Here is a 21,406-nt window from a genome sequence, read left to right on the forward strand (position 1 = left end):
GTCTGTGTCGTCTCCTGGTCGCCGGGTCAGTCGGTGACCGGGTTGTCGGTGCTGGCAGCCTGGTCCGCACGCGAGAACACGTGGTCGACGAAGCCGTACTCCTTGGCCTCCTGCGCCGTGAACCATCGGTCGCGGTCGGAGTCCTCCTCGATCTGCTCCGGCGTCTGACCGGTGTGCTCGGCGATGAGCTCGGCCATCTGCTTCTTGATGTGCAGGAGCTGCTCGGCCTGGATCTTGATGTCGGACGCGGTGCCGCCGATGCCGCCCGAGGGCTGGTGCATCATGACGCGGGCGTGCGGCGTCGCGTGGCGCTTGCCCGGGGTGCCGGCCGACAGGAGGAACTGTCCCATCGAGGCGGCCATGCCCATCGCGACCGTGGCGACGTCGTTGGGCACCCACTGCATGGTGTCGAAGATCGCCATGCCGGCGGTCACGGACCCACCGGGGCTGTTGATGTAGAGCCAGATGTCCTTGTCGGAGTCCTCCGCGGCGAGCAGGAGCATCTGCGCGCAGATGGCGTTGGCGTTGTCGTCGCGCACCTCGGAGCCGAGGAAGATGATCCGCTCCTTGAGGAGGCGGTTGTAGATGCTGTCGTCGAGCCCGAGCTTCTCGCCCGGTCCGGCTGCGACGATCTCGTTGCTGCTCACGCTGATCTGCTCCTGCCGTGATGTGGGGGGTCTTGCCTTTCGCAGACCTTAACGCGCGGGTCCTCCCCCGCACTCCCGGTGCCGGCCCGTGTTCGCCGTGAGCACAACGCCGGTGCTGGGACGGACCGGCGGACCATCCGGTATGCCGGTCAGCGGACGTCGCGCGCTGCCGCCGGCTCCGCCGTGGTCGTGTCGCGATCGGGCTCGCGCACGTGCTCGAGGATGACCTGGACGAGCAGCGCCATCGTGCCCACGGCGAGCAGGCTGCGCAGGACGCCGACGTGGTCGCCGAGGAAGCCCAGGGCCGGCGGACCGGCGATGAAGGCGAGGTAGCCGATGGTGGCTACGACCGACATCCGCGCCCCGGCCCGAGCGGGGTCGTCGGCACTGGCGCTCATGCCCACGGGGAAGCCGAGCGAGACGCCCACGCCCCAGATGGCGGCACCGATGAAGGCCATCCACGGGGCACCGAAGATGACGAGCACCGACCCGAGGACAGCGAGGGCGAAGGTGGCGCGCAGGACCGGGACGCGGCCATAGGTGTCGAGCCACCTCGTGCCGAGCAGCCGCCCGATCGTCATGAAGGACAGGAAGGTGGCGAAGCCCAGGACCCCGGCCCATGCGGGCAGGTCGTGGCCCTCGACGAAGGCGACGGCGAGCCAGTCGTTGGCCGTGCCCTCGGTGAAGGCGGCGACGAGGGTGACGAGGCCGATGAGGAGGGTGCGCGGCTCGAGCCAGGCCGAGCGCTCCGAGCCCGCTCCACCCGACGTCGCACCTCTCGACCCGGGTTGGCTGGTCTGGTCGAGCGCCGCATGATCGGGTGACCCGATCATGCGGCCGTCGTGCTGGGCCTCATCGGCGTCGGCGTCCTCGACGGCGCGTGGCAGGAAGGTCCTCATGGCCCAGAAGCCGCCCACGGTCACGAACAGCGCGGAGCCGAGCAGGTGCGGCAGGAGCGGCACCTGCGCCCACGACATGGCCGACCCGACGAGCGCCGACGCCACGGTCCCCCCGCTGAACGCGGCGTGGAACTGCGGCATGACGGTCTGTCCGAGCAGTCGTTCGACACTGGCGCCCTCGAGGTTCATGGCGACGTCCCAGACACCGATGCCGCTGCCGATGAGGAAGAGGCCGGCACCGACGACGAGCCGGGACTGCGCGAGGTCCACCCCTGCACCCACGGTGGCGAACCCGACGACGCCGATGAGCATGCCGATGCGGATCGTGTTGACGACCCCGATCCGGCCGGCGATGCGCCCGGTCGAGGGCATGGCGATCAAGGAGCCGGCCGACATGGCGAAGAGGGTCGCGCCGAGCTGGCCCGCAGTGAGGTCGAGACCGGACTTGGCGTCCGCGATGCGCGAGGCCCACGAGGCGAAGGCGACGCCGGCGAGGGCGAAGACGACGAAGACTGCGGTGCGGGCGCTCACGACGCGTTCGCGGGGCAGGGCGGCGGGGCTGGTCACGGGTGTCCTCGGGTTCTGGTCTGGCTGGCGATGTCCGGTCGGCTGCGCTGGTCCGGGTCGAGAGTGCGCGACGTGCCGCAGGCGCTCTCGGCCCACGGCGGGTCGTGCACACTCGACTCGACCTGCTGCTGTTTCGCGAGCAGTCGAATCGATTCGATAGTCTGGTCCCCATGAGCCCCTCTCGTCAAACGCGCAAGGTGACGCTGCGTGACGTCGCCGAGCGGGCCGGCGTCTCGATCAGCACCGCGTCGCTCGTCTTCAGCGGCAGGGGGCCGGTGGCCGCCGCGACTGCCGGCCGGGTGCACGCCGCAGCGGCCGAGCTCGCCTATGCCGGGCCGGACCCCTTGGCCAGCTCGTTGCGGCAGGGGCGCGCGGGGACGGTGGCCGTCATCGTCGAGGACCGGCTGCTCCATGCGTTCCGTGACCCGTTCGCCCTCGCGGTGCTAGACGGGCTCGCCCAGGAGCTCGACGACATGGGGACGAGCATGCTGCTCGTCGCCGACCACGGCGACAGCCAGCCCAACCCGCTCGCCGCCCACGCCATCGACGCCGCGATCTTCCCGCTCTGCGGGCGCACCGTCAGTCCCCTCGTCGACCACCTCCTGGCCCGGCGCATCCCCATGGTCGGCGCCGGTGCGCCCGTCCACGACGAGGTCGTCCATGTCGTCATCGACGAGCGCGGGGCGTCCGCGACGGTGACCCAGCACCTCGTCGACCTCGGTCACAGCGCCCTCGCCCACGTGCTCATGCCGATCGGGCGCCATCGAGCGACACATCGGATGGACGAAGCCGAGCTGGAGCATGCGGCCTACCCCGACGCTCGTGACCGAGGCCTCGGCTTCCTCGAGGTCGCCGGCCCCGGGAGTCCCCTCGTCGAGGCCGAGTTCCCGGACGTCGCACAGGGCGAAGTGGCCGGCCGGATCCTGCTCGACGCACCGGCTCGCCGGCGCCCCACCGGCATCGTCGCCCAGTCAGACCTGTTGGCAGCAGGCGTGATTCGTGCCGCCGAGGGTCTCGGGCTGCGGGTCCCGCAGGACGTGTCCGTCACGGGCTTCGACGGGGTCGACCTCCCTTGGCTCGACCGGCGACTGACGACGGTCGAGCAGCCGGGTGAGGCCAAGGGTCGGCTCCTTGGCTCCCTCACTCGTCGAGCTCTCGCTGGCGAGGCACCCGACGACGCACCGTTCGAGGTGCGTCTGCGCATCGGCGACACCACCGCTCCCCCGGCCTGAGAGCAGGTCCCCAGATGCACGTATGCCGTGCGCCCACCTCGAGGGTGAGCACACGGCATACGTGGATGCGCCTGTGCGCCAGCCGGATCAGGTCACGGGACCAGCTTCATGTCGAAGACGTGCACCGCGCCGTTGGACGGCAGGATGACGAACTCGACCGTCTTGGTGGGGTCGATCGTGATCGAGTTCGCGAAGACACGGTAGGCGTAGGCGGCGTCGCCGTAGCCACTCGGCCGGTTGCGTCCGACACTCGAGGCGACCAAAGTCGCCCCGTGGGCCGTCGCGTCCTGGAAGGACCAGTTCGGGAAGCCGAACGAGCCGGTCGAGGACGTGCCGTCCGTGTAGTGGACCGTCGCGATCCCCGTCGCCGAGGTGCCCGCGCCCGACCCGAGGAAGGCCAGTCGGCTGCCCTTGCCCGAGAGGGCCACGGCCTGACCGGCGCTTGCGACGTTGCCGGGAGTGCCTGCTGCCGCGCTCGGCCAGGTGAACGAGGCCCCGAGCGCTGACACCGCGGCGCCGGGGGTCAGCCCCTTGTCGGCGAGCTTCTGCGCCGAGAACGAGTTGCCCTCGCCGTCGAAGTTGCCCGCCGTCGTCGCCGTCTCGTTCGTGACGCCGACGTTGTTGTATGCCGCCGCCAGGTTGGGCAGGACGGTCCCGGAGTGTGTCGCGCGCGACGCCGTGACCGAACCTGCCCCGTCCCCTCCGCGGTAGGTCGCCGTGGCCGAGAACGTGTAGGTCCGGAAGCCCGGCCGCCTCTCGGGCACCTGGACCCAGAAGGTCAGCTCGGTCGAGGCGCCCGGCCGGATCTGGCTGGGGAGCGTCTGGCTCCCGGACACGGTCCAGCCGACCGGGCCACTGATGCTCGCGGTGACCTTGCTCATGGACTTCGACGAGTCGTTCCGGATCGTCACCGTGATCGGGTTGACCGCCGGGCCGTCAAGGTCGACCTCGCTCACGCTCATGCTCACCGCCTGCTCGGCCACGGCCGGCGCGGCCCGGACCGAGGAGCCGGAGGCGGAGCCGGGGGCGCCGGCGGCGGCAGGGGCTGTCGCCCCCACCGCCAGGCAGAGACCGAGAGCGGCGCCGACCACACTGCGCACCATCACCGAGCTCATGACGCCACCCGCCGCGTCGTCGGCGTGCTGTCGAGCCCGGTCGCCGCGACCGGGGCATCGGCGGTGGGCGGCATGTCGCTCTCGCGCGAGTCGAGCCCGATCCGCAGCGTGGACCAGTCCCCACGCGTGAAGTCGGGGACGGCCACCGGCTCACCGTCGGCCTCGAGCGAGGCGACGCTCAGCGGCACCGGCGAGCACCAGGCTGCGGAGTCGTAGACGTCGATGTCGGGCACCTGCCCGGTCCGCATCTGCTGCACGACGCGCCACTGGAGGATGTAGTCCATCCCGCCGTGTCCGCCGTTCTGGGCCGCGTCGTCGCCGACCTTCTTCCAGATCCAGTGGTCGAACTCGGCGCGCATCGTCGAGAAGCCGCGCCAGGAGTGCCCGGAGTGGTTCGGCTCGACGTAAACCCGGGCGCCGGTGGAGTCCGTGCCGACGTAGTCCTCGATGATGCCCCTGGTCCCGGCCAGGGAGTTGATCCGGCTGTAGGGACGAGGCGTCGAGACGTCGTGCTCGGCCCGGAGGATGCGGCCCCTGTCGGTCTCGATGAGGCAGGTGACGAGGTCGCCGTTGACGTAGGTCTCGCTCCAGGACGGGTGCCCTGCCGGCACGTTGCGAGCGCGGTAGTCGGCGAGCCCCTTGGCGGGGGTCGCGGTGGCGGCGAGGGTGGTGAAGCGGTCACCGCGGTTGATGTCCATCGCCGCCGCGATCGGTGCGAGACCGTGCATCGGGTAGAAGCTGGCGGTGCTCCGGGTGTGCCACTTCCGGCGCCAGGCGTCGGTGTAGTAGGTGTCCGAGAAGAGCAGGTCACGCAGGTCGTGGAGGTAGCCGCCGTGTCCGTTGGTCACCTCACCGAAGACACCGGCGTGGGCCATCTTGAGCATGGCGAGCTCGTTGCGGCCGTAGCTGCAGTTCTCCATGAGGAAGGCGTGGCGCCTGGTGGCCTCCGAGGTGTCGACGAGGTCCCACAGCTCGCGCAGCTCCGTCGCGATGGGCAGCTCGATGCCGACGTGTCGGCCCGAGAGCATCGCCGCCTTGGCCTGGCTGTGGTGGAACTCCCACGGCGTCGCGACGTAGACGAAGTCGATGTCGTCGCGCGCGAGCATCTGCGCATAGCCCGCGGTGCCACTGAACTCGGCCGGGCGCGGACGACCGGCGGCCTCGACCCGGTCGGCAGCCGTCTTGGCCCGAGGTGCGCGCACGTCACACACTGCGGTGACGCGGGCACCGGGGACGGCGACCCAGCCGCCGAGCATGCCCATGCCGCGGTTGCCGAGGCCCACGACACCGATGCGGACGGTCTCGTGGACGTCGTAGGGGACGCCGATCATCGTCCGGCGGCCCCTGGGTGCCGCAGGGATCTTGCCCGTGGACGTGACCACGGCGGCCGCGGGGCCCCCCGTCGTGAGTCCGACCGCGCCGGCAGCGAGCGTGCCGCCGAGCAGGACGCGGCGGCTGGGTTGAAGGTGACTAGTCATGATGAACCACTTCCATCGGGGGCCGACCGCTCCGGTGGGGCCAGTGCCCTGTGGGCACCGAATCTTGCCCACGGGATCCCCTGTGTCAACATATCTGCACGAATTGACCGCTAAATGATCAGATTCGAGCAAATGAGCAGCGATCGTTCACCCGGGCCCGTTGTGCATCCGCGCCCTGGACGCCGGATGCCGGGTGCTCACCCCATGGTGAGCACCCGGCATCGCTCGGGCACGGTCCGCCCTCAGGACCCCGCCGACACCTCGGCGAGCCTGGCGAGCGAGTCCTCGAGCTGGCCCTGCGAGACGAGCGGGAAGCTCACCTTCTGCAGGATCTCCTTGTCGGTGACCTTGGACCAGTCGTAGGTGTGGGTCACGAGCGTCTGGCCCGGGCCCTGCTGCTCCAGGCGCCAGACCCACTCCCACCCGAACGGCTCGGCGCCGGCCGGAGTGCTCTGCCACGCCAGGAGGGAGTTCTCGTCATAGCCGGTGACGTGGTTGTCGGTCTGGTAGTCGCCGCCCATGTGGTCGCCGGTCATGTTCATCGTGAACACGTCCCCGACCTGCTTGATGCGGTCGGCCTGTTCGACGGACCGGACGAAGCCGGAGCCGTCGAGGTCCGGGTGCCGCTGCGGGTTGCTGAGCACGTCGAAGATCGCCTGGGCAGGCGCGTCGATCGTGCGCGAAACAGTGATCTGCGTGTCGTTGGTCATGCCTCCACCCTCATCACGGATCACGCGGAAGCGCAAGCTCCGCCGGAGTGGGAACGACGTATGCCGTGTGCTCACCTCGCGGTGGGCACACGGCATACGTCGTGGTCGTGCGGTGCAGCGTCAGGCCTTGGCGGGCTCTTCGGTCTCGGTGTCGACGACCTCGACCTCGTCGGTCAGCTCGTCGAGGTCGCCCTCGTCCTCGAGCTCGGGCTCGACCACGTCCGCCTGGGGCACGAGCTCGTTGAGGTCGATCGAGTTGCCGGCGGTGTCGGTGACGACCGCCTTCTCGAGGACGGCGGCCAGGGCCTTGCGGCGCGAGACCTCCTGGACCATGGCGGGCACCTGGCCCTGCTGGTCGATGGCCTGTGCGAACTGGTTGGGGTCCATGCCGTACTGCTGCGCGCTCATGATGAGGTACTCGATGAGCTCGGGCTGCTCGACCTCGATCTCGAGCTTCTCGGCGAGGGCGTCGAGGAGGAACTGTCCCTTGAGCGCCTTGCGGGTGCTCTCGTCGACCTCGGCGCGGTGCGTGTCGTCCTCGAGGCGGTTCTCGCCCTCGAGGTGGCTCGTCACCTCGGCCTCGACGATGCCCTCGGGCACGGCGACCTCGGTGACCTCGAGCAGGTGCTCGAGGACCTTGTCGCGGGCCTGGACGCCCTGCTCGAACTTCTTGGCCTGCTCGGCCTGGGTGACGATGTCGGCACGCAGCTCGTCGAAGGTGTCGAACTGCGAGGCGAGCTGGGCGAAGTCGTCGTCGAGCTCGGGGAGCTCGCGCGTCTTGACGGACTGGACGGTCACGGTGCACTCGGCGTCCTGACCCTCGTTGTCGCCACCGGCCAACGGCGCCGTGAAGGTCTTGGTGTCACCCGCGTTGGCGCCGAGGACGGCGTCGTCCAGGCCCTCGAGCATGTTGCCCGAGCCGACCTCGTAGGTGACGCCCTCGACGCTGTCGATCTCCTCGTCGTCGATGACGGCCTTGAGGTCGATGGAGAGCACGTCGCCGGTCTCGACCGCACGCTCGACGGCGGTGAGGGTGCCGAAGCGCTGGCGGAGCGAGGTGAGGCGCTCCTCGATGTCCTCGTCGGTGGCCTTGACCTCGTCGACCTCGACCGCGATGCCGTCGAGCTCGGGGAGCTCGATCTCGGGACGCACGTCGGTCTCGACGGTGAACTCGAGGTCCTGGCCGTCCTCGAGGGGCACCGCCGTGACGTCTACGTCGGGCTGGCCGATGGCCTTGATGCCCTCGGCGTCGACGGCCTGCGAGAAGAAGCGTGGGAGGGCCTCGTTCACGGCCTCCTGCACGACGGCGCCACGGCCGACGCGCTGGTCGATGATGCGAGCGGGAACCTTGCCCTTGCGGAAACCGGGGATCTGGATCTGCGACCCGATCGTCTGGTACGCCGCGTCGAGGTCGGGCTTCAGCTCGTCGAACGGCACCTCGACGATGAGCTTCACCCGGGTCGGGCTGAGGGTCTCGACGGCACTCTTCACTTCAGGCACTCCACAGGGTGTTGGGATCACGGATGATTGCGAGGAGACCTCGCGGGTGAGATCAGGATCGGCGTGCCGGTCGCAGGACACTGCCCGCGAACCACGGATCGTCAGCACACGGCATACCGAAAAGAAATCAAACTCGCGAACATGCTAACGGGCAAGCGCCACGTGGGCCGAATCGCCGAGGCGAATGGTCACCGCGCAACCCGTTTCGCCGACGATCTCTCACGTAGCGTCCCCGGAGCGGCCCGAACGGGCCCGCATCCTCGAGGAGATCACCCATGACACGTCGTCTCATCCGTCCTGCGCTCGGCGTCATCGCGCTCGCAGCGTCCACCTTCGCCGTCTCGGCTCCCGCCACCGTGAGCGCCGCCTCGGCCCCCTCGCCGGCCGTCGCCGAGTGCGACCCGGCAACGGGCGCCCCCTCGGCCGCCCGGGTCCGGGATGACGCCAAGGGCGCCAAGGAGCCCGAGCTCTACAGCAAGAACGAGGCCAACGCCTACGGCGTCCTCAAGGACAGCCCGCTCATGGCCGCTGGCTCGGTGACGATCCCGACGGTGTTCCACGTCGTGTCCAAGCAGACGCTCACCGGCGCCGCCGAGACCCGCATGGACACGATGATCTCCGCCCAGATGGACGTCCTCAACGACGCCTTCGCCGGCACGACCGCGGCCGACGCCGCTGACTCACCGTTCCGCTTCGACCTCGTCAAGACGACCCACACGGTCAACCCGACGTGGAACACCGTCGTCCCGGGCAAGGTCGAGCGCGACATGAAGAAGGCGCTGCACGAGGGTGACTCCAGGACCCTCAACGTCTACGTCGCCGACATCGGTGGCGGCCTGCTCGGCTGGGCCTACTTCCCGAAGGGCTACAACGCCGGCCGCGACTACGTCGACGGCGTCGTCATGCTCGACGAGTCGATGCCCGGTGGCACCGCCGGCAAGTACGCCCTCGGCGACACCCTCGTCCACGAGGTCGGCCACTGGATGATGCTCGAGCACACCTTCGCCCACGGGTGCTCGGCCGCCGGCGACTTCGTCGCCGACACCCCCCGCGAGGCCGTCCCGCAGTTCAACTGCCCGACCGGTGCCGACACCTGCACGGCCCCCGGGCTCGACCCCATCCACAACTTCATGGACTACACCCAGGACTCCTGCATGAACATGTTCACGCCGGGCCAGGTGGAGCGCATGAACGACGCCTGGATCGCCTTCCGCGCCTGACGTCTCCGGAACGACCAAGAGGTATGCCGTCCGCTCACGTGGGCGGACGGCATACCTCTTGTGGTGGAGCGGGCGACGGGAATCGAACCCGCGTAGTCAGTTTGGAAGACTGGGGCTCTACCATTGAGCTACGCCCGCGTGCTCGTCGCGGTCGACGTGCGTCGGCCGGTCTGAGCAGGGGTTAGCCTAATGGCCTCCTCCGCGGGATCCGAAATCGGCCGGCACCTCCACGTGTCGCGGATGTCGCTCTGCCGCAGGGCGAGCCGGGGTATGGCGCAGCTTGGTAGCGCGTCCGCTTTGGGAGCGGAAGGTCGCCAGTTCGAATCTGGCTACCCCGACAGGTGATGGGCCCTTGCGGCGCGAAGCGCGACACGCAGGGGCCCGTCGCACTTGCGGCCGCGGCCCTCAGGCCGGCGTGAGGGTGAACTCGTGGATGCTCCGCCCGGCGCGCAGGCCCTTGGCCTCGAACCCGTGCTTCGGACGCCAGTCGGGGCGTTCGCCCTCCACCACGTGCCACCCTGCGTGGTGAGCGACCTGCTGACGGACATGAGCGGCATACACCTCGTGGTCGGTGGCGATCCGCAGCGCACCTCCCGGCTCGAGCCGGTCGGCGACCAGAGAGAGGGTGTGCTGCTGCACGAACCGACGCTTGGCGTGCTTGAGCTTGGGCCAGGGGTCGGGGAACCAGAGGTGCACGCCGGCGAGCGAGCCACGGGGGATGCGCTCCGTGAGGAGCTCCATGGCGTCGCCGACCTCGACCCAGAGGTTGGTCAGCGCGAACGGCTCGGCGTCGGCGAGCATCCGTGCGACCCCGGGGACGTGGACCTCGACCGCGATGAGGTCATGCTCAGGGTGGGCTGCGGCATAGGCGACTGCGGCGGCACCGTGACCGGAGCCGACCTCCAGCACGACGGGTGCCGTGCGCCCGAACCAGGACTGGGGGTCGAGTGGCCCGTCCGCCGGGATGGCGTGCGCGGGGAGGAAGCGCTCCATCCGCTCGGTGGTCAGGGGCGACTTGCGCCACCGAGGGGTGTAGGTCCGCACACCCTCTCGGGGCAGGTGGTCGAGGGTCGAGCGCGAGGACGGCACGGATCGAGGCTAACCCGGGCGTGCTAGCGGGTCGTCAGGCCCGCACGATGACGAACACGGCACGGTCGTCGGCCTCGCCCGACCTGGCCGACGAGACGACGGCGTCTGCGACGGAGTCACCGCGGCGGACCATGGCCTCGGAGGCGGCACCGAGCATGCGGTCGGTGCCCTCGCTGAGGTCGTGGCCGCGGGACTCGATGATGCCGTCCGAGTAGATCATCAGCGCATCGCCCATGGCGAGGGTGCCGTGGGTCCGGGCGAAGGCCACCCCCTCCATGATCCCGAGCACCGGTCCCCGACCACCCTCGAGGATCTCCCAGTTCCCGGTGCCGAAGGAGTAGCGGACGGGCGCGGGGTGGCCGGCGTTGCCGATCGAGAACTCGCCGGTGTCGAGGTCGATGTCGACGTGGACGGCGGTGGCGAAGCCCTCGTCCCACGACTGCCGGACGAGGTAGCGGTTGGCCTCGTCGAGGAAGGCACACGGAGGCAGGGACCCGAGCAGGGCGCCCAGGGCACCGGACAGGAGGAGCGAGCGGGTGCCCGCCTCGCGGCCCTTGCCGCTGACGTCGACGAGCGCCACCTCGAGGTGGCGACCATCGTGGGTGCGGTCGGCCACCATGAAGTCGCCGGAGAACCCCTCACCGTTGGCTGACCGGACGGCCGACTCGGCGGTCCAGCCGGCGGGCAGGGCCGGGAGACGGGCCGACCGGGCGATGCGGTCGCGCAGCTCGACGAAGAGGTTCTCGCCGTGGAAGCCGGTCGACCCGACCCGCACGCGCGAGGAGGCGACGATGACCATCATGGCCATGAGCGCGACCATCGCCGACACCATGAGGGTCTTGGCCATGGCCGTGCCGGCCTGGCGCGGGATGGTCGTGGCGATGCCGATGCCGATGACGACGTAGAGCCCGACCAGGTGGCGGCGGGTGAGATAGAGACCGCTGAGCAGGATCAAGGGAGCAAGCGTGACGGTCGGGACACGGGCCGGTGCACCCACGACGAGCAGCAGGAAGGTGAGTGCGATGAGCGCGAGAGCGACGAAGACGATCCGGTCACGACGTGGACCCGTGGCCGCAACCGCTCCGACGAGACGACGCGCGAGCGTCCAAGGTGCTCTGCGCGTGAGGACGCCGACGTCCGAAGCCACCAGCGATTCTCCTGTGTCGTGGGCTGCGTGCGGATCACAGTAACCCACGGTCAACGACCGGCGGAAGGCTCCGAGCAGTGACGCGTCAGTGCAGTTCAGGCAGTGTTTTGCTGCCCTCGTAGCCAGTCACCATGTCGATCCGGCGACGGTGACGCTCCTCACCGGAGAACGGTGTCGCGAGGAAGGTCCGCACCATGGAGCGTGCCTGCTCGACGGTGTTCATCCGGGCACCGATGGAGATGATCCGGGCGTCGTTGTGCTCACGCGCGAGCTGCGCGAGCTCGTCGTTGTAGCAGAGGGCCGCGCGCACCCCGACGACCTTGTTGGCCGCCATCTGCTCGCCGTTGCCCGACCCACCGAGGACGATCCCGAAGGAGCCACTGTCCGCGGCGACGGCCTCGGCCGCCCGCAGCACGAAGACGGGGTAGTCGTCCTCCGGGTCGAGGTCGAAGGGACCGTGGTCGTTCACCTCGTGCCCTTCGCCCTCGAGGAAGGCGATGAGCTCCTGGTGCAGCTGGTATGCCGCGTGGTCGCCGCCGATGTGTACGCGCATGTCTGGTCGTGCTCCTGTGTCGGGACGTCAGGGTCGAAGAGGGTCGAGCGGGAGAGGTCAGTCGAACTGGGGGTCGGCGGTGCGGCTGCGCTTGATCTCGAAGAAGCCGGGGGTGCCGGCGACGAGCACGGTTCCGTCCCAGAGTCGGCCGGCGTCCTCACCCTTAGGAGCCGGGGTGACGACGGGCCCGAAGAAGGAGACGCCGTCGACGGAGATGACGGGTGTGCCCACGTCGTCGCCGACGAGGTCGAGGGCTCGTTGCGTCGAGGCGCGCATCTGCGGGTCGTACTCGTCCGAGGACGCGTGCTTTGCGAGATCGGCGGGCAGACCGGCCTGGTCGAGCCCGATCTTGACCGCCACGTCGAGGTCGGAGACGCCCCCTGGGTGGATGGCGGTGCCGATGGCGTCGTAGAGCGGCTTGACGGCATCCTGTCCGTGCAGCTCACGAGCGGCGGTGACGACCCTCGCCGGTCCCCAGCCGCGGTCCATGAGCGCGCGGTACTGCGGCGGCAGGTCGCGACCCTCGTTGAGCACCGCGAGGCTGAACGGGTGCCAGGTCACGTCGACGGGGCGGACCTGCTCGACCTCACCCATCCATCGCGACGTCATCCAGGCCCAGGGGCACAGGGGGTCGAACCAGAACTCGGCGGTGTGGCGCTGTGTCTCGCTCATGCGCTCATCGTGCCACTCCCCCAGCGGCCTCGTGCCGTCCGGTGCGCGTGCGAGGATTGAGGCCACCCCATCACGTCGTTCCGCCGCAGACCAGGAGATCCCTCGTGCCCGGAAAGAACCTCACCCGCGTCGAGGCCGAGGAGCGCGCCGCGCTCGTGTCGGTGCAGGCGTATGCCGTCGAGCTCGATCTCACGACGTCCGACACGACGTTCGCCACGACGAGCACCCTCACCTTCACCGCCACCGAAGGAGGAGCCACCTTCGTGGACTTCCTCGGCGAGTCCGTCGAGAAGGTGACGCTCAACGGCCAGGAGGTCGAGGCGGCATACGACGGGTCCAGGATCCCGGTGTCGCCCGTGGCAGGGCTCAACGAGCTGCGCATCGAGGCCACGGGCCGCTACATGAACACGGGCGAGGGACTGCACCGCTTCGTCGACCCGGTCGATGACGAGGTCTACCTCTACAGCCAGTTCGAGGTGCCCAACTCGCGGCGCATGTATCCCGTGTTCGAGCAGCCCGACCTCAAGGCGCGGTTCACCTTCACGGTGACGGCGCCGAGCCACTGGCAGGTGCTCTCGAACTCCCCGACGCCGGAGCCGACCCCGACCGACCGTGACGGTGTCGCGACGTGGACGTTCAGCGCGACCGAGCCGATCTCGAGCTACATCACCGCACTCGTCGCCGGGCCCTACGACGTCGTGCGCGACAGCCTCACGAGCCGTCGCGGTGAGGTGCCGCTCGGCATCTTCTGCCGCAGGTCGCTCACCCAGTTCCTCGACGCCGACAACCTCTTCGACCTCACCAAGAAGGGCTTCGAGTTCTTCGAGGCGGAGTTCGACCAGCCCTACCCCTTCGAGAAGTACGACCAGATCTTCACGCCCGAGTACAACATGGGCGCGATGGAGAACGCGGGGTGCGTGACGTTCAACGAGATGTACGTCTTCCGGTCCAAGGTCACCGACGCGATCGTCGAGCGCCGCGGCCTGACCGTGCTCCACGAGCTCGCCCACATGTGGTTCGGCAACCTCGTGACGATGAAGTGGTGGAACGACCTCTGGCTCAACGAGTCCTTCGCCGAGTGGGCCTCGACGACCTGCCAGTCCGAGGCCACGCAGTGGACCGAGGCCTGGACGACGTTCGGCACGCACGAGAAGGACTGGGCCTACCGCCAGGACCAGCTGTCCTCGACCCACCCGATCGTCGCGCCGATCCGCGACCTCGAGGACGTCGAGGTCAACTTCGACGGCATCACCTACGCCAAGGGTGCCTCCGTCCTCAAGCAGCTCGTCGCCTACGTCGGGCGTGAGGCGTTCCGCGACGGGCTGCGTGCCTACTTCGCCAAGCACCGGTGGAGCAACACCACGCTGGACGACCTCCTCGACGAGCTCGAGGCCACGTCGGGGCGCGACCTGCGCACCTGGAGCAAGGCCTGGCTCGAGACCGCCGGCGTCAACACGCTGCGTCCGGTCATCGAGGTGGACGACCGCGGCCGCATCTCCAGCGCCGTCGTCGAGCAGACCTTCGCTCCCGGCTTCGAGACCCTGCGCCCTCACCGTCTCGCCATCGGCCTGTATGCCGTGGAGCTGGGTGGCGCCCAGGGCGCCCGGCTCGTGCGCACCGCCCGTCTCGAGCTCGACCTCGTCGGCGAGCGCACCGAGGTCCCGGAGCTCGTCGGGCGGGTGCAGCCCGACCTCGTCCTCGTCAACGACGACGACCTCACCTACGCCAAGATCCGGCTCGACGAGCGCTCGCTCGCCACCGCCATCGAGCACCTGCGCGGCTTCGAGAGCTCCCTGCCGAAGTCACTCGTGTTGGCGTCGGCATGGGACATGACCCGCGACGCGGAGATGAGCTCGCGCACCTTCGCCGAGCTCGTCCTCGACGTGCTTCCGGGCGAGTCGGACTCGACGCTCATCCGCACCCTCCTCGCCCAGCTCACCACGGCGGTGCACCTGTACGTCGCTCCCGAGCACCGTGACGCGACCCGTCGCGCCACGCTCGAGCGCCTCTGGAGCGCCGCCACCTCCGCAGAACCCGGCAGTGACGCGCAGCTCCAGCTCGTCACGGCAGCAGCCGGGTTCACGACGACGGGTGACGACACGGCATACCTGCGTGGTCTGCTCTCGGGGGACGAGAGCCTCGACGGGCTCGAGCTCGACACCGACATGCGTTGGACGCTCCTCACGGGTCTCGCCGGGGCGAACGCGCTCGAGGACGGCGAGATCGACGCAGAGCTCGCGCGCGACGCCACGGCCACCGGTCAGGAGCGCGCCGCCCGGGCGCGCGCATCGGTCCCCACCGCTGAGGCCAAGGAAGCCGCCTGGAAGGCCGCCGTCGAGGACGAGGGGCTCTCGAACTCGATGGTGGACGCCTACGGTCTCGGCTTCGGCCGACTGGGTGACGTGAGCGCACTGGAGCCGTTCGTCGCGCGCTACCACGACGCGCTGAGGTCCTTGCAGGACAGAGGTTCGATGGCTCTCATCGAGTCCATCGTGCTCGGCTTCTATCCCCGTGGCCTGGCCTCGGCCGAGCTGCGCGACGCGACGCAGGGGTGGCTCGACGCCCACACCGACTCGCCCGACGCCCTCCGTCGGATCGTCGCCGAGAACCGGGACCCGATCACGCGCGCCCTCGCGGCGCAGGAGCGTGACGCCCAGGCATGACCCAAGTCGACCTCACCACGACCCTGGTGACCGCCGACCGCATCCAGGAGTGGCTCCTCACCGACGGTCTGCGGATCCTGCTGACCGTCGTCCTCGCCGTCCTCGTGCGCTGGTTGCTCCACCGCCTCATCACCCGCGTCGTGCGGACGATGACGGCCAAGGCGAGCGAGCGCGACAGCGAGGGTCGCGACCGGTCGCTCACCGGGCGGCTCTTCGCCGAGGCGTCCATCACCGCGCGTGCTCGGCACCAACAGAGGACGGCGACGCTCGGTTCGCTCCTGCGGAGCATCGTGACCTTCGTCGTCGGGCTCGTCGCCGTGCTGACCGTCATGGCCCTCGTGGGGATCCCGCTCGGGCCGTTGCTCGCCTCGGCCGGTGTCGGTGGCGTGGCCCTCGGCTTCGGTGCGCAGAGCCTCGTCAAGGACTTCCTGTCCGGGATCTTCATGATCCTCGAGGACCAGTACGGCGTCGGCGACGTCATCGACACGGGTGAGGCGATCGGCACCGTCGAGGAGGTCTCGCTTCGGGTCACCCGTCTGCGCGACGCCGACGGTGTCACCTGGTACATCCGCAACGGCGAGATCATCAGGATCGGCAACCTCAGCCAGCACCGGGCCACGGCGATCATCGACGTACCGGTCGCCTACGACGAGGACGTCGCCCACGTGACGACCGTCATCCGTGAGGCGGCGGCTGCGATGGCGGGCGAAGAGGCCTGGGACGGGCGGCTGCTCGACACCCCCAAGGTCGCCGGCATCGAGTCGATCGTCGGTCAGACCATGACCATCAGGGTGCTCGCAGAGGCCTCACCCGGCGACAAGATCGACATCCAGCGCGAGCTGCGCCAGCGCATCAAGTCGGCGCTCGACGTCGCCGGCGTCAAGGCGCCGCCCGTGAACCCGTTCGGAGGAGCCCGACCATGACGTTCTACGAAGAAGTCGGTGGGGCGGAGACGTTCGACCGGCTCGTCCATGCCTTCTATGTCGGGGTCGCGGCCGACCCCGAGCTGCGGGCGCTCTATCCCGAGGAGGACCTCGCACCGGCCGAGCGGCGGCTGCGGATGTTCCTCGAGCAGTACTTCGGCGGCCCGAACGCCTACAGCCAGGAGCGCGGCCACCCGCGCCTGCGGATGCGGCACGCTCCCTTTCCGGTGACGCTCGACATGCGCGACCGGTGGATGCGTCACATGCTCGCGGCGATGGAGACCCTCGACCTGCCCGAGGCACACGCGGAGGCGATGCGCGACTACTTCATGCGCGCGGCACACATGCTCGTCAACACCGATGAGACTCCTCCGCCTGCTGGCACGGGCGCACCGTCGTCCTCCCCCGTTGGTCCCGAGGGACGCCCGACCCTCTGAGACTTCTGCGTTGTCGGCGCCACCGGCGCAGCGAATGTGACCACGCGGCACTCCCGTGCCGTGAACGCGATCTCCCTCCGCGGTGTAGGACTGGTGACACTCGACACCAGTGGCGAGGGGAGGACCGATCGAGACGGCCGACGAAGCGATGGTGCTGGCTCGCGTTCGTGCCGGGGAGACGGCTGCCTACGCAGAGCTGGTGAACCTTCATGCCCCGATCGCCAGGCGGCTGGCCGTGCTCTCCGGGGCCGGTTCGGACGCTGACGACGTCGTCCAGGAGGCGTTCGTCAAGGCCTACCGTTCGCTCTCGTCCTTCCGAGACGGCGCTGACTTCCGCCCCTGGCTCCTGCGGATCGTCGTCAACGAGACCCGCAACCTGCACCGCGGTCAGTCCCGTCGGGTGGCCCGCGAGCTGCGCGACGTGCGCCGAGGAGCCTCGCTCGTCGCCGACTCCGACCCGGCCGAGGTGGCCGTGGTTCACGAGCGACGTGAGACGTTGCTCGCCGCGATCCGGGCACTGCCAGAGGATCTGCGCGAGGTCGTCACCTGTCGCTACCTGCTCGAGCTCTCCGAGATCGAGACCGCCGAGTCGCTCGGCATTCCGAACGGAACCGTGAAGTCCAGACTCCGCCGAGGTCTGACTCGACTACGAGAGGAGCTTGCGCATGTCTGAGCAGATACTGACGCCCGATCCGCTCGAGGCGGAGCTCATCGCCCTGGGACGCACGCTCGTGATCGACCCACCGTCCGCCGATCTGGCCGCGCGCGTGATGACCCAGATCTCAGAAACAGACGGTGAGTATGCCGGCAGCGCCGATTCACGCATCGGCTCCACCTTCTCGTCGTGGCTCGACAGGCTGCGTGCTCGCCGTCGGCGGGCAGCAGCAGTGGCCGTCGCCGCTCTGCTGGTGGTAGTTCTCGTGCCACCCGTTCGAGCCGCTGTCCTCGAGCTCTTCCGGATCGGCGGGGTCACGGTGCGAGAGGTGCCGACGCCCTCGGGGGTCGAGGCAACCACCGGATCAGCGCCGACGACGTCGGGTTCCATCGTCGTCGGGTCCCTGGCCGAGGCGTCCGACCGTGTGGGGTTCGACGTGACGGCGCCCGCGCAGCTCGGGTCGCCCACGAGCATCGCCGTGACCCGGGAAGGACGCGTCGTCGAGCTCACCTGGGGCACCGGCCCGGATTCGACCCGGCTCGACATCTTCAAGGGCAGCCTGTCGTTCGGCTACCTCAAGAGCGTCTGGCAGGCGGTCACGCCGACCGATGTCGCGGGGCAGGAAGCCGTGTGGTTCGCGGGTACGCACCTCATCGAGTGGACCGACCGCTCCGGAGTGACCGTGGCAAGCGCGCCGCGGGTGGCCGGACCCACCCTCGTCTGGGTCGACCGCGACCGCACCGGGCGCGAGCTCACCTACCGCCTCGAGGGACCGAAGTCGCTCGAGGCCGCGACGACGATCGCCGAGTCTGCCCGGTGATGCCCGACCGGTGAACCAGCTGGGTCGCGGCGGTGTATCCACACCAGCACCCCAACTCACCGCGGAGGCACGACATGCGCAGGTTCCTGTCCCTCACCCTGGCCCTGGTCGCGGGCCTCTTCGTCGTCGGCGTCCCGTCTGCGGTCGCCGGAGGCCCCACCTCGGTCCTCCTCGCCAACTACGAGACCGGCCGCTCGGCCGCGGCCCTCAACGGCAGCTCCGACTACACCGACCTCCAGTCGATCCTGGGCGACGAGAACCCACCTACGGCCGCGAAGGCGCCATCAGCACTCAGCGAGTCCGCCAAACCCACCGTTCGCATGGTCTGGCTGATCCACGACGTGAGTCCGTGGCGCATCGACAACGTCCACCTCGACGGGGGTGACGTCTGGGTCGAGACCTACCTCAACCCCGGCGGCGCCGATCCGTACGCAGGGACCCCGACCTGGCACCAGCCCACCCGCGGTGCCGAACTCGTCACGGTCCTCACGACGCTGGGGGTCGTGGGGGCCGGGTCGTCGGCCGCAGATGCCGCTGCTGCTGGGCTCGGAGCCCTCGCCACGCAAGCGACCGACACGACGGTGGCTGCACCCGCCACCGGTGCTCCGTGGTGGCTCGCGGTGACCCTCGCAGTCCTTGGCATCGCCTTCGGCGCGATCCTCGGCCGCAGGGTGGGTCCCGGGTTCCTCGCCCGTCGGCAGGTTGCCGCCGTGCGGTAGGACTGGTGGCATGACGGACGAGTCGCTGACCGCACCCCTCCCGGACCACGCACGGGCCCTGCTCGAGCGCAACGCCTACCTGACGCTCGGCACCGTCGGTGCCGACGGGCAGCCGTGGACCTCCCCGGTCTACTTCGCCGCCGACGGGCTCGGCGACTACTACTGGGCGTCGAACCGTGGAGCCCGCCACTCGGTCAACCTCGAGGACCACCGGGAGGTGAGCCTCGTCGTCTTCGACTCCACGGTTCCCGCCTACCACGGACGCGCGTTGTATGCCGTGGGCGCGGCTGCCGTCGTCGACGAGAGCGAGCTGGAGCACGGGTTGGGTGTCTACCCCGGTCCGGAGTCGCGCGGTGGCAGCACGCTCACCCTCGACGACGTGACCGGGGAGGCGCCCTACCGGCTCTATCGCGCCCGGGCCAGCCACGTCTGGGTCCTCTGCCCACGAGCCGCTCGACAGCCGTGCCCCCGCCACGGCCGCAACGAGGACCACCGCGAGCTCGTCCACACACTGGCCTGAACCCGACGTGAGGTCACCAGGAGGTGAGACGCCCGCTTGGATGGGCGGACGGCATACGGAAGCATGGGACACGTGACCCTGACCACCCCTGACGCCCTGTCCGAGACGACCCTCCATCCCGCCGACCCGACCGACGCGCCATGGTGGCGCGACGCGGTGATCTACCAGATCTACCCTCGGTCGTGGGCGGACTCCGACGGCGACGGCATCGGTGACCTGCCCGGCATCACGGCCCGTCTGCCCTACCTGCGCGACCTCGGTGTCGACGCGATCTGGCTGTCGCCGTTCTATGTCTCGCCCATGCACGACGCCGGCTACGACGTGGCGGACTACCGCAACATCGACCCGGTCTTCGGCTCCCTCGATGACGCCGATGCCCTCATCGCCGGGGCGCACGACCTCGGGATCAGGGTGATCGTCGACCTCGTGCCCAACCACTCGTCGAGCGAGCACGAGTGGTTCAAGGCAGCGCTGGCCGCCGAGCCGGGAAGCGCCGAGCGCGGTCGCTACATCTTCCGGGACGGCAAGGGCGAGCACGGTGAGGAGCCGCCCAACAACTGGCCGTCCGTCTTCGGTGGCGAGGGCTGGACCCGCGTCACCAACGCCGACGGGACGCCCGGGCAGTGGTACCTCCACATCTTCGACACGACCCAGCCCGACTACGACTGGACCAACCCCGAGGTCGGCGACGAGTTCGCCTCGATCCTCGAGTTCTGGTGCGGCCGGGGGGTCGACGGCTTCCGGGTCGACGTCGCGCACGGTCTCGTCAAGGAGGAGGGCCTCCCTGACTGGGGTGCTCCGCTCACGATGCTAGACAGCTCGGAGGAGGCCGCTCTGCCTCCCGAGGAGGACGAGCCGGCCCGCATCCACGAGGCCGGACCGGGGTCGCGTCCACCGATGTGGGACCAGGAGGGCGTGCACGAGATCTATCGCCGCTGGCGCAAGGTGCTGGACGAGCAGCCCTCTCCCGAGCGGATTCTGTGCGCCGAGGCCTGGGTCAAGCCGGGCGACCGGCTGGCCCGCTACGTGCGGCCCGACGAGATGCACCAGGCCTTCAACTTCGATTTCCTCGACACCCACTGGCGGGCCGAGAACCTCCGCGCGGTCATCGAGCGGTCCTACGCCGACAACGACGCGGTGGGTGCTCCAACGACCTGGGTGCTGTCCAACCACGACGTCGTCCGCCACGCTTCGCGGCTCGGTCTCGACCAGTCGCTCCCCCGGCCCAACGGCATCGCAGCCGACCAGGCGCAGCCGGATGCCGAGCTCGGCCTGCGGCGCGCCCGCGCGGCGACGATGCTCATGCTCGGCCTGCCCGGCAGCGCCTACCTCTACCAGGGTGAGGAGCTGGGGCTCCCGGAGTCGACCGACCTGCCGCACGAGTTCCGGCAGGACCCGACGTTCCACCGCACGGAGGGCAAGGAGATCGGGCGTGACGGATGCCGGATCCCCATCCCCTGGGTCAAGGACGCGCCGAGCCACGGCTTCGGTCCGGGTGACGCGAGCTGGCTGCCGCAGCCGGAGTCCTATGGTGCGTATGCCGTGGACCAGCAGGCAGGTGTCGCCGGCTCCACGCTGGAGCTCTACCGGTCGATGCTGACTGCACGGCGTGCGGGTCGGCTCGGCCTGGGCTCGGCATCCCGGCACGACCTCTCGGATCGTGACGTCGTGGCGTTCGTCAACGCGACCGAGGATGACTCCCGTCGCACGCTCGTCCTCGTCAACCTCGGCGCCGACGCCGTGGCCCTGCCCGACGGCGCCACCGTCACGCACCAGTCGGGTGAGCTCACCGCAGAGGGCCTCGTGCCGACCGACGTCGCCATCTGGGCCACGATCTGAC

General features: G+C 69.7%; 20 protein-coding genes and 2 tRNA genes. 11 read left to right on the top strand and 11 right to left on the bottom strand.

Annotated features, from left to right (window positions below; translation table 11 throughout):
- Window positions 1-26: 26 nt before the first annotated feature.
- Together ACFQW8_RS01305 and ACFQW8_RS01310 are read right to left on the bottom strand one after the other, a co-directional pair.
- Window positions 27-647 carry an ATP-dependent Clp protease proteolytic subunit gene (locus ACFQW8_RS01305; RefSeq protein ID WP_380085174.1) on the bottom strand — a complete coding sequence of 207 codons (621 nt, stop codon included), beginning with the start codon at window positions 645-647 and terminating at the stop codon, window positions 27-29.
- Window positions 648-796: 149 nt separating this feature from the next.
- Window positions 797-2,113 (bottom strand): MFS transporter, encoded by a 1,317-nt coding sequence (locus ACFQW8_RS01310; protein ID WP_380085175.1) that lies wholly within the window; start codon window positions 2,111-2,113, stop codon window positions 797-799.
- 170 nt (window positions 2,114-2,283) lie between these two features.
- Here ACFQW8_RS01310 and ACFQW8_RS01315 point away from each other — a divergent pair, with 170 nt between their 5' ends.
- Complete coding sequence (locus ACFQW8_RS01315; RefSeq protein ID WP_380085177.1) at window positions 2,284-3,345, top strand: LacI family DNA-binding transcriptional regulator; 1,062 nt, start codon at window positions 2,284-2,286, stop codon at window positions 3,343-3,345.
- Between the two features lie 92 nt (window positions 3,346-3,437).
- On the opposite strand, the gene ACFQW8_RS01320 is transcribed toward ACFQW8_RS01315, so the two are convergent.
- The 4 genes from ACFQW8_RS01320 to tig all read right to left on the bottom strand — a co-directional run bounded on the left by ACFQW8_RS01320 (window position 3,438) and on the right by tig (window position 8,139).
- Window positions 3,438-4,460 carry an NEW3 domain-containing protein gene (locus ACFQW8_RS01320; protein WP_380085178.1) on the bottom strand — a complete coding sequence of 341 codons (1,023 nt, stop codon included), beginning with the start codon at window positions 4,458-4,460 and terminating at the stop codon, window positions 3,438-3,440.
- Window positions 4,457-5,938, bottom strand: a complete 1,482-nt coding sequence (locus ACFQW8_RS01325) for a Gfo/Idh/MocA family protein (protein WP_380085179.1) — start codon at window positions 5,936-5,938, stop codon at window positions 4,457-4,459. The genes ACFQW8_RS01320 and ACFQW8_RS01325 overlap by 4 nt, the downstream gene beginning before the upstream one ends.
- A gap of 242 nt (window positions 5,939-6,180) precedes the next feature.
- On the bottom strand, window positions 6,181-6,648 hold the full coding sequence (locus ACFQW8_RS01330) for an SRPBCC family protein (protein WP_380085180.1): 468 nt from the start codon (window positions 6,646-6,648) through the stop codon (window positions 6,181-6,183).
- Between the two features lie 120 nt (window positions 6,649-6,768).
- Window positions 6,769-8,139, bottom strand: coding sequence for a trigger factor (gene tig / locus ACFQW8_RS01335; protein WP_380088552.1), 1,371 nt, complete (start codon window positions 8,137-8,139; stop codon window positions 6,769-6,771).
- 284 nt (window positions 8,140-8,423) lie between these two features.
- Between tig and ACFQW8_RS01340 the strand changes: the two genes are divergently transcribed.
- Window positions 8,424-9,368: a zinc metalloprotease gene (locus tag ACFQW8_RS01340; RefSeq protein WP_380085181.1), complete on the top strand. Its 945-nt coding sequence runs from the start codon at window positions 8,424-8,426 to the stop codon at window positions 9,366-9,368.
- A gap of 64 nt (window positions 9,369-9,432) precedes the next feature.
- On the opposite strand, the gene ACFQW8_RS01345 is transcribed toward ACFQW8_RS01340, so the two are convergent.
- Window positions 9,433-9,506: transfer RNA gene (locus ACFQW8_RS01345), tRNA-Gly, on the bottom strand.
- A gap of 126 nt (window positions 9,507-9,632) precedes the next feature.
- Here ACFQW8_RS01345 and ACFQW8_RS01350 point away from each other — a divergent pair.
- Window positions 9,633-9,706 (top strand) — tRNA-Pro (locus ACFQW8_RS01350).
- A gap of 67 nt (window positions 9,707-9,773) precedes the next feature.
- Here the strand turns inward: ACFQW8_RS01350 and trmB are convergent.
- From trmB to ACFQW8_RS01370, 4 genes are all read right to left on the bottom strand, one after another.
- The gene (gene trmB / locus ACFQW8_RS01355) at window positions 9,774-10,457 is read right to left on the bottom strand and encodes a tRNA (guanosine(46)-N7)-methyltransferase TrmB (RefSeq protein ID WP_380085182.1); all 684 of its coding nucleotides are present in this window, start codon (window positions 10,455-10,457) and stop codon (window positions 9,774-9,776) included.
- Between the two features lie 34 nt (window positions 10,458-10,491).
- On the bottom strand, window positions 10,492-11,604 hold the full coding sequence (locus ACFQW8_RS01360; RefSeq protein WP_380085183.1) for a PP2C family protein-serine/threonine phosphatase: 1,113 nt from the start codon (window positions 11,602-11,604) through the stop codon (window positions 10,492-10,494).
- A gap of 85 nt (window positions 11,605-11,689) precedes the next feature.
- Window positions 11,690-12,157, bottom strand: coding sequence for a ribose-5-phosphate isomerase (locus ACFQW8_RS01365; protein ID WP_380085184.1), 468 nt, complete (start codon window positions 12,155-12,157; stop codon window positions 11,690-11,692).
- Window positions 12,158-12,214: 57 nt separating this feature from the next.
- Window positions 12,215-12,829 carry a mycothiol-dependent nitroreductase Rv2466c family protein gene (locus ACFQW8_RS01370; RefSeq protein ID WP_380085186.1) on the bottom strand — a complete coding sequence of 205 codons (615 nt, stop codon included), beginning with the start codon at window positions 12,827-12,829 and terminating at the stop codon, window positions 12,215-12,217.
- Between the two features lie 104 nt (window positions 12,830-12,933).
- On the opposite strand from ACFQW8_RS01370, the gene pepN reads away from it, so the two are divergent.
- From pepN to ACFQW8_RS01410, 8 genes are all read left to right on the top strand, one after another.
- Window positions 12,934-15,492, top strand: a complete 2,559-nt coding sequence (gene pepN, locus ACFQW8_RS01375) for an aminopeptidase N (RefSeq protein ID WP_380085187.1) — start codon at window positions 12,934-12,936, stop codon at window positions 15,490-15,492.
- Window positions 15,489-16,415 (top strand): mechanosensitive ion channel family protein, encoded by a 927-nt coding sequence (locus tag ACFQW8_RS01380; protein WP_380085188.1) that lies wholly within the window; start codon window positions 15,489-15,491, stop codon window positions 16,413-16,415. Before pepN ends, ACFQW8_RS01380 begins: the two co-directional genes overlap by 4 nt.
- The gene (locus tag ACFQW8_RS01385; RefSeq protein WP_380085189.1) at window positions 16,412-16,852 is read left to right on the top strand and encodes a globin; all 441 of its coding nucleotides are present in this window, start codon (window positions 16,412-16,414) and stop codon (window positions 16,850-16,852) included. The genes ACFQW8_RS01380 and ACFQW8_RS01385 overlap by 4 nt, the downstream gene beginning before the upstream one ends.
- Before the next feature lie 109 nt (window positions 16,853-16,961).
- A complete protein-coding gene (locus ACFQW8_RS01390) occupies window positions 16,962-17,525 on the top strand; it encodes an RNA polymerase sigma factor (protein WP_380085190.1) in 564 nt (187 codons plus the stop codon).
- Entirely contained in the window at window positions 17,518-18,327 is an 810-nt protein-coding gene (locus tag ACFQW8_RS01395) for a hypothetical protein (RefSeq protein WP_380085191.1), read from the top strand. The genes ACFQW8_RS01390 and ACFQW8_RS01395 overlap by 8 nt, the downstream gene beginning before the upstream one ends.
- 74 nt (window positions 18,328-18,401) lie before the next feature.
- Window positions 18,402-19,046, top strand: coding sequence for a hypothetical protein (locus tag ACFQW8_RS01400; protein ID WP_380085192.1), 645 nt, complete (start codon window positions 18,402-18,404; stop codon window positions 19,044-19,046).
- 10 nt (window positions 19,047-19,056) lie between these two features.
- A complete protein-coding gene (locus ACFQW8_RS01405; RefSeq protein ID WP_380085193.1) occupies window positions 19,057-19,566 on the top strand; it encodes a pyridoxamine 5'-phosphate oxidase family protein in 510 nt (169 codons plus the stop codon).
- A 63-nt stretch (window positions 19,567-19,629) separates the two neighbouring features.
- Window positions 19,630-21,405, top strand: coding sequence for a glycoside hydrolase family 13 protein (locus ACFQW8_RS01410; protein WP_380085194.1), 1,776 nt, complete (start codon window positions 19,630-19,632; stop codon window positions 21,403-21,405).
- The last annotated feature ends 1 nt before the right edge of the window (window position 21,406 follow it).

The sequence above is a fragment of the Knoellia altitudinis genome, from assembly GCF_042666355.1.
Classification (GTDB): domain Bacteria; phylum Actinomycetota; class Actinomycetes; order Actinomycetales; family Dermatophilaceae; genus Knoellia; species Knoellia altitudinis.

Excerpts from the sequence above, each read along its gene's own strand:
- ACFQW8_RS01315 (WP_380085177.1), top strand. The coding sequence starts at position 2,284 with ATGAGCCCCTCTCGTCAAACGCGCAAGGTGACGCTGCGTGACGTCGCC.
- ACFQW8_RS01320 (WP_380085178.1), bottom strand. The coding sequence starts at position 4,460 with ATGAGCTCGGTGATGGTGCGCAGTGTGGTCGGCGCCGCTCTCGGTCTC.
- ACFQW8_RS01325 (WP_380085179.1), bottom strand. The coding sequence starts at position 5,938 with ATGACTAGTCACCTTCAACCCAGCCGCCGCGTCCTGCTCGGCGGCACG.
- ACFQW8_RS01330 (WP_380085180.1), bottom strand. The coding sequence starts at position 6,648 with ATGACCAACGACACGCAGATCACTGTTTCGCGCACGATCGACGCGCCT.
- ACFQW8_RS01340 (WP_380085181.1), top strand. The coding sequence starts at position 8,424 with ATGACACGTCGTCTCATCCGTCCTGCGCTCGGCGTCATCGCGCTCGCA.
- ACFQW8_RS01365 (WP_380085184.1), bottom strand. The coding sequence starts at position 12,157 with ATGCGCGTACACATCGGCGGCGACCACGCGGCATACCAGCTGCACCAG.
- ACFQW8_RS01370 (WP_380085186.1), bottom strand. The coding sequence starts at position 12,829 with ATGAGCGAGACACAGCGCCACACCGCCGAGTTCTGGTTCGACCCCCTG.
- ACFQW8_RS01380 (WP_380085188.1), top strand. The coding sequence starts at position 15,489 with ATGACCCAAGTCGACCTCACCACGACCCTGGTGACCGCCGACCGCATC.
- ACFQW8_RS01385 (WP_380085189.1), top strand. The coding sequence starts at position 16,412 with ATGACGTTCTACGAAGAAGTCGGTGGGGCGGAGACGTTCGACCGGCTC.
- ACFQW8_RS01395 (WP_380085191.1), top strand. The coding sequence starts at position 17,518 with ATGTCTGAGCAGATACTGACGCCCGATCCGCTCGAGGCGGAGCTCATC.
- ACFQW8_RS01400 (WP_380085192.1), top strand. The coding sequence starts at position 18,402 with ATGCGCAGGTTCCTGTCCCTCACCCTGGCCCTGGTCGCGGGCCTCTTC.
- ACFQW8_RS01405 (WP_380085193.1), top strand. The coding sequence starts at position 19,057 with ATGACGGACGAGTCGCTGACCGCACCCCTCCCGGACCACGCACGGGCC.
- ACFQW8_RS01410 (WP_380085194.1), top strand. The coding sequence starts at position 19,630 with ATGGGACACGTGACCCTGACCACCCCTGACGCCCTGTCCGAGACGACC.